Genomic DNA, 12,430 nt, shown 5'->3' with positions numbered 1-12,430 from the left:
CCCAGGTCCCCCACATCACCCGCCGACCCACCAAGGAAGCCACATGTCCCGAACCGCCCGCACCCGCCCCACCGTCGCCCGCATCGCCGCCGTCGCCGCGGTCAGCGCCACCCCGGTGGCCGTCGTGGCCCAGGCCCCGGCCCCGGCCGCCTCCTTCGACCTGGTCGAGCTGTGCACCACCGAGACGCTGGCCATCGAGGACGTGCAGAACGGGGCGACCTCCACCCTCGACTGCGACTGGGTCGACCCCGAGGAGCTGTCCAACCGCTCGCTCCTGAGCGTGGTCGCCACCCACTACGCCAACAGCGGGGGGGCCGGCGCCATCCTGGACGTGGGCGGCAGCTGCGACGGCAGCATCGCCTTCGCCACCAACGACCCCTGGAACAACCTCATCAGCTCCACCCGTCAGCGGTCGTGCGGCGTCATCAAGCACTTCGACAACATCAACCTGACCGGCGACAACGAGGCCCACGACGGCGCCGGCGGGACCCTCCTCAACCTGAGCTCCATGGACAACCGGGCCTCGTCGGTCGGCTACGCCTGAGCGACGCCCGGAGCCTCGCCGTCACGCCACGTGATCGTCCGCCCCGGCCCGGTCCCCCTGGCGCAGGTGGCGGAGGGCGGTGGCGGCGGCGTGGAAGCCGCTCATGCCGTGCACGCCACCGCCCGGCGGGGTGGCGGCCGAGCACAGGTACACGCCCGGGATCCCGGTGGCGTAGGGGTCGCCGCCGATCCGGGGCCGGAACACGACCTGCAGGGGGTCGTTGGCGCCGGTGGCGATGTCGCCGCCGACGTAGTTGGCGTTGTCGGCCTGGAGGGCCGTGGGCCCGGCCGCGTGGCGGCCCACGATGCGCTCACGCGCCCCGGGGGCGAACCGCTCGAGCTGGGCCAGGATGGCCTCGCTGATGTCCCCGTCGTAGCCGTGGGGCACGTGGGCGTAGGTCCACACCGGGTGGACGTCGCCCACCGACCGGGTGGGGTCGGCCACGTGCTGCTGGGCCACCAGCACGAACGGCCGCTCGGACACGCGCCCGAGGTGCACCTCGGCCTCGGCCGCGGCCACCTCCTCAAACGTGCCCCCCAGGTGGACGGTGCCGGCCCGGCGGGCGACCTCGGCCGTCCAGGGCACGCCCCCCTCCACGGCCAGGTCCAGCTTGAACGAGCCGGGACCGTAGCGAAAGCGCTGGTAGGCCCGGCGCACCCGGGGCGGCAGCGCGTCGCCGGCCAGCTCCACCATCGACCGGGGCGACACGTCGAGCAGGGCGATCCGGTGGGGCGGCAACTCGGCCAGCGACCGGACCGGCGCGCCGGTCCGGATGGTGCCGCCCAGGCTGCGGAGCAGGCCGGCCAGGGCGTCGGTGATGGCCCGGGAGCCGCCCTCGGCCACGGGCCAGCCCCGGTGGTGGCCGGCGGCGGCCAGCAGCAGGCCAGCCGCCGCGGTGGTGGGTCGATCCAGCGGCTGGATGACGTGGGCGGCGATGCCGGCGAAGAGCCCGCGGGCCTCCTCCGTCTTCCACCGGCGGGCCAGGGTGGTGGCCGGGAGCAGGGCCTTGGTGCCGAAGCCGGCCAGGGCCAGCGGGTGGCGGGGAGCGTGGACGATGGGCTGCAGGACGTCGAGGGCCAGGGCGTCGAAGCCCTCCGACAGGCGCCGGAACGTGCGGTGCCAGGCCGGGCCATCTGGCCCCAGGCCGGCGGCGGTGCGGTCGAGGTCCTGCACCATCACCGCCACCCGCCCGCCGTCGAGCGGGTGGGCCAGGTCGACCTCGGGCCACCGCCAGCGGAGGCCGTGGGCGTCGAGGGGGAGGGAGGCGAAGAAGGGCGACGTCACGCCGAGCGGGTGCACGGCCGAGCACACGTCGTGCAGCAGGCCGGGGACGGTCAGCTCCTCGGTGCGGGTGCCGCCACCGATGGCCTCGTGGGCCTCCAGGACGGTGACCTCGAGGCCCTGCTGGGCCAGGGCCACGGCACCGGCCAGGCCGTTGGGCCCGGCCCCCACCACCACGGCATCGACCACGTGCCTCTCCTCGTCTGCCCGGCGACCGGGGGCGCGTCCCCCGGTCCGGTCGACGCTACCGGCCGGTGCCTCAGGGGCGTGACGGGACGAGGCCCCTCCCGGGCGATGACGGGGGCGTCGCGCCAGCACGGGTGCACGGCGGGATCTTCACTGGACGTGACGTCCCGTGGGCCCACGGCGCCCCGACACAGTACCTTTCGTCGGGCGACACCTGTCGCTTGCGGCGCGGATGTGGAGGAAGTACATGCGGGAACGGGGGACCGAGGTCCGTCCCACCAGGTCGCGTCCGGGGCACCTGCTGCGGGCCACCGCGGCCGCCACCCTGGCGGCCCTGGCCGCCACCCTGCTCGTCCTGGGGGTCCCGCCGGCGCCCGCCGGGGCCGCCACCCAGACCGTCAGCAACACCACGTCCATGGCCATCCCGGCTGGTGGGACGGCGGCCCCCGACCACAGCCCCGCCAGCCTGTACCCGTCGCCCGTGACCATCAGCGGGTTGACCGGTGTGACCACCAAGGTGACGGTGAAGCTCAACAACCTCAGCCACACCCTTGGCACCGACCTCGACGTCCTCCTGGTCGGCCCGGGCGGCCAGACGGTGGTGGTGGTCTCCGACGCCGGCAGCAACGCGCCGATCAGCAACACCTCCCCGACCTTCGACGACGCCGCCGCCGGCACCGTCCCCGCCGCCGTGAACAACGTCAGCGGCATCGGCTCCGGCACCTACAAGCCGACCAACAACGCCACGGGCTTCACCGGCGACGACTGGGACCCCCCGGCTCCCGCCGGCCCCTACGGCACCACCTTCGCCTCCTTCAACGGCACCAACCCCAACGGCACCTGGAACCTGTACGTCTCCGACGACGCCAACGGCGACGCCGGCACCCTGGCCGGCGGCTGGACCCTCACCGTCGAGACCGGCGTCTCCACCTTCCCGGGCCAGCTCCAGCTGAGCGCGGTCGAGTACCGCGGCACCGAGGGCGGCGGCGTGGCCACCGTGACCATCAGCCGCGTCACCGGCGACGACGGCCCCGTGGGCGTCACCTTCGCCACCGGCGCCGGCTCGGCCACCGCCGGCTCCGACTACACCCCGGTGGCCACCACCGTCTCCTTCGCCGACGGCCAGACCAGCCGCACCGTCGACGTGCCCATCACCCAGGACGCCGTGGAGGAGAGCACCGACGAGCTGGTCCCCATCACGCTCAGCTCCCCCACCGGCGGCGCCACCCTGGGCTCGCCGACCACGGGTGAGATCCGCATCCAGGACGACGACTCCCGGGCCAACACCTTCCCGATCACCGTCCCGGCCAGCGGCCCCACCCTCGGGGCCTCGTACCCGTACCCGTCGAACATCGTCGTGGCCGGGGCCGGCGGGGTGGTGACCGACGTCGACGTGACGCTGACCGGCCTGTCGCACACCCTCATCCGCGACCTCGACGTCGTGCTGGTGGCGCCCAACGGGGCCGACACCCTCCTCATGGGCGATGTCGGGCCCGGTGGGAGCAGCCCGACCTCCAACGTGAACCTGACCTTCAGCGACGAGGCCGCAGGCGGCATCGGCCAGTCCGCCCCCATCACCACCGGGCCCTACAAGCCGTCCCGGTTCGACGACGAGATCCCCGACAACCTCCCGGCCCCGGCCCCGGCCGAGCCCTGGGGCACGACCCTGGCCACCCTCGACGGCACCAGCCCCAACGGCACCTGGAGCCTCTACGTCTACGACGACGCCGGCGGCGACATCGGCCAGATCGCCGGCGGCTGGTCCCTCTCGCTGACCACGGCCACGGCCAGCGCCGGCGGGCCCTACACCGCCGCCGAGGGCTCGCCGGTGACCCTGGCCGGCTCGACCACGCCCGACGTGTCCGGGGCCACCTACGAGTGGGACGTCGACGGCGACGGCCAGTACGACGACGCCACCGGCCAGAGCCCCACCGTCAGCGCCGCAACCCTGGCCGGCATCGGGCTGGGCGACGGGCCCGACTCGTCGTCGGTCCGCGTCCGGGCCACGGCGGGGTCGGCCGTCATCACCTCGACGGCCACCACCCTGACCATCACCAACGTCGTCCCCACGGCCACCTTCGGCGACGGCGGCGACGTCGTCCTGGGCGGCGACGGCACGGTGTCCTTCGCCGGCCAGGCCGACCCGTCGGCCGCGGACGTCACCGCCGGGCTCCGGCACTCCTACGACTTCGAGGACGACAGCGACTTCGAGGTCGGGAACGGGACCTACGCCGGCGGCTCGACCTCGGCCTCGGCCACGGTGCCGGCCTCGTACCTGTCCACCCTGGGCGACCACGTGATCCGGGGCCGCATCACCGACAAGGACGGCGGCCAGACCACCTACACCACCACCATCGCCGTGGTCCCGCCGCCCAACGCCGCGGCCCAGGCCGACGCCGGCGAGGACCAGCTGGTCAACGCCGGTGACGAGGTCGACCTGGACGGCACCGGCTCCAGCGACCCCGAGGACGACCCCTTCACCTACAGCTGGGCCCAGACCGGCGGCAGCCCCACCGTGACCCTCACCGGGGCCGACACCGTCGCACACTCCTTCGAGGCCCCGGCCGGACCGGCCACCCTCACCTTCACCCTCACCGTCGACGACGACGGGGTCGGCCCCCACACCGACACCGACACCGTGACCATCACCGTCAACGGCCCGCCCGAGGCCGACGCCGGGCCCGACCAGACCGTCCTGGCCGAGTCCACGGTGACCCTCGACGGCAGCGGGTCGAGCGACCCGGACAGCGGCACCGTCCTCGCCCACTCCTGGGTGCAGACCGGCGGCAGCCCCACCGTGACCCTCACCGGGGCCGACACCGACAGCCCCACCTTCACCGCCCCGGCGGCGTCGACCACGCTCACCTTCACCCTCACGGTGGACGACGGCGACGGGCGCACCGACACCGACACCGTGGCCATCACCGTCAACGAGCCGCCCGAGGCCGACGCCGGGCCCGACCAGGTGGTCAACAAGGACGACCTGGCCGAGCTGGACGGCACCGGGTCGTCCGACCCCGACCCCCTCGACGTCCTCGGCTACTCGTGGGTCCAGACGGCCGGCCCGGCTGTGACCCTCACGGGCGCCAACACCGACACCCCGAGCTTCACCGCCCCCGAGGGCCCGGCCACCCTGACCTTCGAGCTCACCGTGGACGACGGGCGGGGCGGCACCGACACCGACACCGACACCGTGACCACCCGGGTCAACGGCCCGCCCGACGCCGACGCCGGTCCCGACGAGCTGGCGGTCCAGGGCGAGACCGTGACCCTGGACGGCACCGGGTCGTCGGACCCCGACGCCGGGGACACCCTCACCTACGCCTGGACCCAGACGGCCGGGCCCACGGTCATCCTCATCGGGCCGGACACGTCCTCGCCCACCTTCACCGCTCCGGCGTCGGCCGTCCCGCTGACCTTCAGCCTCACCATGTCCGACGGCGAGGGGCGCACCGACACCGACACGGTGGAGATCTCCATCAACCGCCGACCCACGGCGGCGGCCGGGGGTGACCAGCTGGCCAACACCGGTGACACCGTGAACCTGAGCGGTGCCGGCTCCTCCGACCCCGATGTCACCGACGTCCTCGGCTACTCGTGGGTCCAGATCGCCGGGCCCGCCGTGACCCTCACCGGGGCCACCACGGTGACGCCGAGCTTCACCGCCCCGGCCGGGCCGGCCACCCTCACCTTCGAGCTCACCGTGGACGACGGGCGGGGCGGCACCGACACCGACACCGTGACCACCCGGGTCAACGGCCCGCCCGAGGCCGACGCCGGGCCCGACCAGGCCGTCAACGACGGAGCCGCCGTCACCCTCGACGGCCGCGGGTCGTCCGACCCGGACAGCGGCACCACCCTCGGCTACTCCTGGGTCCAGACCACCGGTCCGGCCGTCACCCTGAGCGGTGCGACCACCGCCCAGCCCACCTTCACCGCCCCGACCGGGCCGGCCACGCTCACCTTCGAGCTGACCGTCGACGACGGCCAGGGCCGCACCGACACCGACACCGTGCAGGTCACGGTGAACTCCATCCCGAACGCCGACGCCGGCCCCGACCGGCTGGTGAACCTGGGTGACACCGTCACCCTCACCGGCGCCGGCTCCACCGACGGCGACGTCGGCGACGTCCTCGGCTACTCGTGGGCCCAGACCGGCGGCACCCCCACCGTCACTCCCACCGGCGCCACCACCGCCTCGCCCACCTTCACCGCCCCCGACGGCCCCACCACCTTGACCTTCACCCTCACCGTGTCCGACGGGCGGGGCGGAACCGATACCGACACCGTGGCCATCCGGGTCAACGGCGCCCCGACCGCCGGTGCCGGGGACGACGCCGACGCGGTGGAGCGCACGGTGGTCACCCTGGACGGGACCGGCTCCGCCGATCCCGACGACGGGACGACCCTGGGCCACAGCTGGACCCAGACGGCGGGGCCGGCGGTGACGCTGGCCGGGGCCACCACGGCGCAGCCCACCTTCACGATGCCCGACACCCCGGCCGTCCTGACCTTCGAGCTCACCGTGGACGACGGCCAGGGACGCACCGACACCGACACCGTCACCGTCACCTCCCTGCCCCGGTTCACCCCCGACGAGGCCGCGGTGGACCACACCTACGAGTCGCTGCTGGGCCGGGAGTCGGACCCGGAGGGCCTGGCGTACTGGTCCGGCCTCCTGGCCGACGGTGCCTCCCCCAAGGACGTCGCCACCCTGATCGCCTTCTCCACGGAGGGCACGAGCTGGGTCGTGGAGCAGCGCTACCAGGCCTGGCTGGGCCGCCCGGCCGATGCCGGGGCGCTGGCCTACTGGGTTCCCCGCCTCCAGGGCGGCCGGCCCCTCCTGGACCTGGAGCTGGCCATCCTGTCCTCCGGTGAGCTCTACCAGCGGGCCGGGGGCACCAACGGCGGCTACGTCGCCCTGCTCTACGAGCTGCTCCTGGGCCGGGCCCCCGAGCCGGCCGCCCTCACGTACTGGCAGGGACGCCTCGACGCGAGCACCAGGCGGCGCACCGTGGCCAACCTGTTGCTCGACACCGACGAGGTCGAGCGCCGCCGGGTCCGGGACGCCTACCAGCGCATCCTGGGCCGCCCGGCCGACGCCGGCGGGCTGACCTTCTTCGCCGGGGTCCTGGACAGCACCCGCGACCTCCGCCGGGTCGAGATCCGCCTGGCCGCAGCGGGGTTCGACCAGCCCGGCTCCTCGAGCTGAACACGACCGATCGGTCCCGTCCCGTGTGGGGGCGGGACCGGGCCGGGCCCCGGGCTCTCCTACGCTGGCCGGCCATGACCGCCACGCTCGTCCTGGTCCGCCACGGCCAGAGCACCTGGAACGCCGAGAACCTCTTCACCGGGTGGTGGGACTGCCCGCTGTCGGAGAAGGGCGAGGCCGAGGCGGTCGAGGCCGGCCGGCTGATGGCCGAGGCCGGCCTGGCCCTCGACGTGGTCCACACCTCGCTGCAGACCCGGGCCATCCGCACCGCCGAGCTGGCTCTGGGGGCCATGGGCCTGTCGTGGCTGCCGGTCCGGCGCCACTGGCGCCTCAACGAGCGCCACTACGGCGACCTGACCGGCCGCGACAAGGCCGAGACGGCGGCCCGCTACGGCGCCGAGCAGGTGCACGTGTGGCGCCGCAGCTACGACGTCTCGCCGCCGCCCATCGCCCCCGACAACCCGCACGACCCCAACGCCGATCGCCGCTACGCCGCCCTCCCGCCCGACGTGCTGCCCACCGCCGAGTGCCTGGCCGACGTGGTGGCCCGCATGCTGCCCTACTGGTACGACGGCATCGTCGCCGACCTGGCCGCCGGGAGCACGGTGCTGGTGGCGGCCCACGGCAACAGCCTCCGGGCCCTGGTGAAGCACCTCGACGGCATCGGCGACGACGACATCGCCGGGCTCAACATCCCGACCGGTGTCCCCCTCGTCTACGCCCTCGACCCCGCCACCATGCTCCCGGCCGAGCCCGGCGACCCCCTCAGCCGCAGCCTCGGCGACCAAGCCGCGGTGGCCGCCGCCGCAGCCGCGGTCGCGGCCCAGGCCCGCACCTGAACGAGCCGAGCCGGCGTCACGGCGCGGCGGGGTCGGCCTCCTCCGATCGCCCGGCGGTCCACAGGACGGCTGCGCCCACGGCGGCGGCCACGAGCGAGGCGGCCAGGATGCCCACCTTGGCCTGGCCGGCCAGGACCGGGTCGGGGAAGGCGCGCCCGGCCACGAACAGCGAGACGGTGAAGCCGATGCCGGCCAGGGTGCCCAGGCCGACGACCTGGCGGGTCGAGAGGCCGGGCGGCAGGTGGCCCAGGCCCAGCCGGGTGGCCAGCAGGACGGCGGCGACCACGCCCACCGGCTTGCCCAGGACCAGGCCCACGACCACGCCGAGGCTCACCGGTGAGGTGGCGGCGTCCCCCAGGGCGTCGGCCGAGAGCTCGATGCCGGCGTTGGCCAGCGCGAACAGGGGGACGACCACGAAGCTGGTCCACGGGTGCAGCCGGTCCTGGAGCCGCTGGGCCACCGAGGGGGCCTCGGCGCCGTCCGGCCCGGCCTGGGGCCGGGCCGGGGTGAGAAGGCCCAGGGCCACCCCGGCGATGGTGGCGTGCACGCCCGAGCGCCACGTCGCGAACCACACCACGGTGCCCAGGACCACGTAGGCGGGGACGATGCGGAGGCCGGCGACCCGAGCGGCCACCACCACCCCCAGCCCGGCCAGGGCGACCAGCGCCCAGCGCAGATCGAGCCCCTCGGAGTAGAAGGCGGCGATCACCACCACGGCGCCGATGTCGTCGACGATGGCCAGCGCGAGCAGCAGGACCTTGAGCTCGGTCGGCGCCCGGGACCCGAGCAGGGCCAGCACCCCGACGGCGAAGGCCACGTCGGTGGCCATGGGGATGCCCCAGCCGTGGGCGCCCTCGCCCCCGGCGTTGACGGCCAGGTAGGCCAGGGCGGGGACGACCATGCCGCCCACCGCCCCCAGCGCCGGCACCGCTGCGGCCCGGACCGACGCCAGGTGCCCGTCGGTGAGCTCGCGCCGGATCTCCAGGCCGATCACGAAGAAGAACAGGGTCATCAGCCCGTCGTCCAGCCAGTGCCGCAGGTCGGTCCCGATGCTGTGGCCGCCGACGCCGAGGGCCAGCTCGGTGGTCCAGAGCCGCTCGTAGGACGACGACCACGGCGAGCTGGCCCACACCAGGGCGACCACGACGGCGGCGGCCAGCACCGCCCCGCCGGCCGCCTCGACCTGCAGGAAGCGCCGCACCGGTGCCCACACGGTCTGGGCCAGGCGGACCGGGGCAGCGGGCCGGGAGGGGGTCGGGCGGTGGGGCACGGGCGTCCTCGGGGTCGACGATCAGGTCGCCGACCAGACTTCCCGGCACGCCACGGCCAGGGTACCCGCCACCGGCGGACGGGCGGGCCAGCGGGCGCCGGACGGTGCGGGCCGGTGCGACCGGGGGGCGGGCGCGACGACGCCCCCGGGCGGACCCGGGGGCGTCGTGGCGGGGAGGACCGGGGCGCCTAGAGGGCGTCGCTGCCCTGTTCCCCGGTGCGGATGCGCACGATGCTCTCGACGGGCGTGACCCACACCTTCCCGTCGCCGATCTTGCCCGTGGCCGCCGCGGCCACCACGGCCTGGACGACCCGGTCGACCTCGGCGTCGTCGATGACGACCTCCAGCTTGACCTTGGGGACGAAGTCGATCTTGTACTCGGTGCCCCGGTAGGTCTCGGTGTGGCCGCCCTGGCGGCCGAAGCCCTTCACCTCCGTGACGGTGATGCCGACGACGCCGGCATCCTTGAGGGCGCTCTTGACGTCGTCGAGCTTGAACGGCTTGACGATGGCCGTGACGATCTTCATGGCTGTGTCTCCTCTGTCGGTCGGGTGCTCAGGCGCTGGCGGTGCTGTCGTGGTAAGCGGTCTCGCTGTGCTCGGCCAGGTCGAGGCCGGCCTCCTCGATCTCGTCCGAGACCCGGACACCGATGGTGACCTTGAGGGCGTACATGATGGCCGCCGTCACGATGAACGAGTACACGATGGTCACACCGTTGGCCAGGGCCTGCTCCCCGAGGAGCCCGAGGCCACCGCCGTTGAACAGCCCGGCCTTCACCTCGGTGCCGAAGAACTCGGGGTCGGAGAACAGGCCGATCAGGAGCGAGCCCACCAGGCCGCCGACGAAGTGCACGCCCACCACGTCGAGGGCGTCGTCGTAGCCGGCCTTGGTCTTGAGGCCGACGGCGAAGCAGCAGATGGCCCCGGCGATGAGGCCGATGTAGATGGGCGACATGCCGGCCACGAAGCCGGCGCCGGGGGTGATGGCCACCAGGCCGGCCACGATGCCCGAGGCCACGCCCAGGTTGGTGAAGTGCCCGTCCCGGAGCCGCTCGATGAGGGCCCAGGCCAGGCCGGCGGCCGCCGCGGCCAGGAAGGTGTTCATGAAGGCCTGGACGGCGGTGCCGTTGGCGGCCAGGGCGGAGCCGGCGTTGAACCCGAACCACCCGAACCACAGGATGCCGGTGCCGATCATGACCAGGGGCATGGAGTGCGGCGGGTGGCCCTCGCTGGGCCAGCCCTTGCGCTTGCCCAGCACCAGCACGGCGGCCAGGGCGGCGATGCCGGCGTTGACGTGGATGGCGGTTCCGCCGGCGAAGTCCAGCGAGCCCCGGTCGCCCAGGAAGCCGCCGTAGACCCAGCGGAAGACGGGCACGAACACCAGGAGCATCCACACCGGGGCGAAGATGGCCCACGCCGCGAACTTCATGCGGTCGGCCACCGCCCCCGAGATCAGGGCCGGGGTGATCACCGCGAACATGCCGAGGAAGGCGATGCTGATGAGGAACGCCCCCCCGTCCTCGCTGACCCCGATGTCCTTCAGGCCGAAGTAGTCGAAGTTGCCGATGAAGTTGTTGGCCCCCGTCTCCAGCAGCGGGTCCCCGCCCTGGGCCAGGGAGAAGCCGACGACCACCCAGAGGATCGGGATGGTGATCAGGCACCAGAAGTTCATCATCAGCATGTTCAGGACGTTCCGGGACCGGTCCATGCCTCCGTAGAAGAAGGCCAGGCCCGGGGTCATGAACAGCACGAGGGCCGCAGAGATCAACACCCACGCCACGTTGCCGTCGACTGCGGCTGCACTGAGCAGCTCTTCCTCGCTCATCAACTCACCCTTCGCGTCTGGGCCCCAGAGGGCCTCCGATGGCGGGGCACCGTAAGGAGGGACTGTTTCGCCAACATTTCGCGGCCTTGACGGCCGCGTGACACGTGTGGGGGGCGTCGCCAGCGCCGCGCCCGGCCCGGCCGTATGCTCCCGGCCCATGGCCCGCCGTGAGACCTACCTCGACCACCTCGCCTCCGTGCCGCTGTTCTCGGCCTGCTCGCGCCGGGAGCTGGGCAAGATCGCCAAGGCCGGCGACGAGCTCACCGTCGACGACGGCCACGTGCTGGTCAGCCAGGGCGACGCCGGCCGGGAGTGCTTCGTGGTCATCGAGGGCAAGGCGGTGGTGAAGCGGGGCACCCGCAAGGTCGCCACCCTCGGCCCCGGCGACTGCGTCGGCGAGCTGGCCCTCCTCGACCACGGCCCCCGCACGGCCACGGTGGTGGCCGACGGCCCCATGACCGTGTTCGTCCTGGGGGCCCGGCAGTTCGCCGGGGTGCTGGAGGACGTGCCCAGCCTGTCCCGGAAGGTGATGGCCGCCCTGGCCAGCCGGGTGCGGGAGCTGGACTCCAAGCTGTTCTCCTAGGCGGCGACGGCGCGCCGCCCGGGGGGCGGGCTCCCGTTCACAACTGCGAAACAGGAGCGAAACGTCGCCTGCGTACGGTGCGGCGCCATGGTCGATGACCTCGCCGGCGTGCGTCCCGAGATCGCCCTCGTCCGCTGGCCCGAGCAGGAGTCGACCCGCGCCGCCCTCCGGGAGTCCGGCCACCCCCGGGTGCTGCTCCTCCACCCCAGCACCCCGGCCCCCGAGCCCGGCGACGCGCTGGAGGACTGGGTCCGCATCCCCGTGGCCGAGGCCGACCTGCGAGCCCGCGTCCGCTGGCTGGCCCACCGGGTGGCCTCGGCCGGCCCGGGCCGGGCGGGCGCCGGGGCCGAGGGCGGCGAGCCGGTCCTCGACGACGACGGCCTCGTCCGCGTCGGCGACCGGTGGGTGGCGCTGCCCCCGGTCGAGCACCGGCTGGCCCAGGCCCTCCTGGCCAGGATGGGCACGGTGGTCACCCGGGAGGCCCTGGCCCGGGCCGGCTGGCCCGAGGGGGCGCCGGGGCGCAACGCCCTCGACGTGCACGTCTTGCGGCTCCGGCGGCGCCTGGCCCCCCTCGACCTGACCATCCACACGGTGCGGAGCCGGGGCTACCTGCTGGAGGCCGGCGCCCCGGCCCAGGGCCGGGCCAGCAGCTGACGTCAGGACGCCGCCACGAGTGGGCCGCTTCCCGGGG

At 74.3% G+C, this 12,430-nt stretch carries 9 protein-coding genes; 5 read left to right on the top strand and 4 right to left on the bottom strand.

The genetic code is table 11. The features are described 5' to 3' along the window. The first annotated feature begins 43 nt into the window (after nucleotides 1-43). Nucleotides 44-544 (top strand): hypothetical protein, encoded by a 501-nt coding sequence (locus tag VEW93_11165; GenBank protein ID HYI62348.1) that lies wholly within the window; start codon nucleotides 44-46, stop codon nucleotides 542-544. A gap of 21 nt (nucleotides 545-565) precedes the next feature. Here VEW93_11165 and VEW93_11160 read toward each other — a convergent pair whose 3' ends face one another. Next, nucleotides 566-2,014: an NAD(P)/FAD-dependent oxidoreductase gene (locus VEW93_11160; GenBank protein HYI62347.1), complete on the bottom strand. Its 1,449-nt coding sequence runs from the start codon at nucleotides 2,012-2,014 to the stop codon at nucleotides 566-568. 244 nt (nucleotides 2,015-2,258) lie between these two features. Between VEW93_11160 and VEW93_11155 the strand changes: the two genes are divergently transcribed. After that, nucleotides 2,259-7,223, top strand: coding sequence for a PKD domain-containing protein (locus VEW93_11155; protein ID HYI62346.1), 4,965 nt, complete (start codon nucleotides 2,259-2,261; stop codon nucleotides 7,221-7,223). Nucleotides 7,224-7,297: 74 nt separating this feature from the next. After that, on the top strand, nucleotides 7,298-8,062 hold the full coding sequence (gene gpmA, locus VEW93_11150; protein ID HYI62345.1) for a 2,3-diphosphoglycerate-dependent phosphoglycerate mutase: 765 nt from the start codon (nucleotides 7,298-7,300) through the stop codon (nucleotides 8,060-8,062). A gap of 16 nt (nucleotides 8,063-8,078) precedes the next feature. Here the strand turns inward: gpmA and nhaA are convergent, their stop codons facing one another. From nhaA to VEW93_11135, 3 genes are all read right to left on the bottom strand, one after another. Beyond that, complete coding sequence (nhaA, locus tag VEW93_11145) at nucleotides 8,079-9,332, bottom strand: Na+/H+ antiporter NhaA (protein HYI62344.1); 1,254 nt, start codon at nucleotides 9,330-9,332, stop codon at nucleotides 8,079-8,081. 188 nt (nucleotides 9,333-9,520) lie between these two features. After that, a complete protein-coding gene (locus VEW93_11140) occupies nucleotides 9,521-9,859 on the bottom strand; it encodes a P-II family nitrogen regulator (protein ID HYI62343.1) in 339 nt (112 codons plus the stop codon). A gap of 28 nt (nucleotides 9,860-9,887) precedes the next feature. Continuing rightward, on the bottom strand, nucleotides 9,888-11,156 hold the full coding sequence (locus VEW93_11135; protein ID HYI62342.1) for an ammonium transporter: 1,269 nt from the start codon (nucleotides 11,154-11,156) through the stop codon (nucleotides 9,888-9,890). 157 nt (nucleotides 11,157-11,313) lie between these two features. Here VEW93_11135 and VEW93_11130 point away from each other — a divergent pair, with 157 nt between their 5' ends. Together VEW93_11130 and VEW93_11125 are read left to right on the top strand one after the other, a co-directional pair. Further along, nucleotides 11,314-11,739, top strand: coding sequence for a cyclic nucleotide-binding domain-containing protein (locus VEW93_11130; protein HYI62341.1), 426 nt, complete (start codon nucleotides 11,314-11,316; stop codon nucleotides 11,737-11,739). Nucleotides 11,740-11,826: 87 nt separating this feature from the next. Next, nucleotides 11,827-12,393: a winged helix-turn-helix domain-containing protein gene (locus VEW93_11125; protein ID HYI62340.1), complete on the top strand. Its 567-nt coding sequence runs from the start codon at nucleotides 11,827-11,829 to the stop codon at nucleotides 12,391-12,393. The last annotated feature ends 37 nt before the right edge of the window (nucleotides 12,394-12,430 follow it).

The sequence above is a fragment of the Acidimicrobiales bacterium genome (assembly GCA_035630295.1).
Taxonomy (GTDB): domain Bacteria; phylum Actinomycetota; class Acidimicrobiia; order Acidimicrobiales; family Iamiaceae; genus Iamia.
The sequence above is the reverse complement of the archived record's forward strand: the minus strand, read 5'-3'. Positions and strand labels throughout refer to the sequence as shown.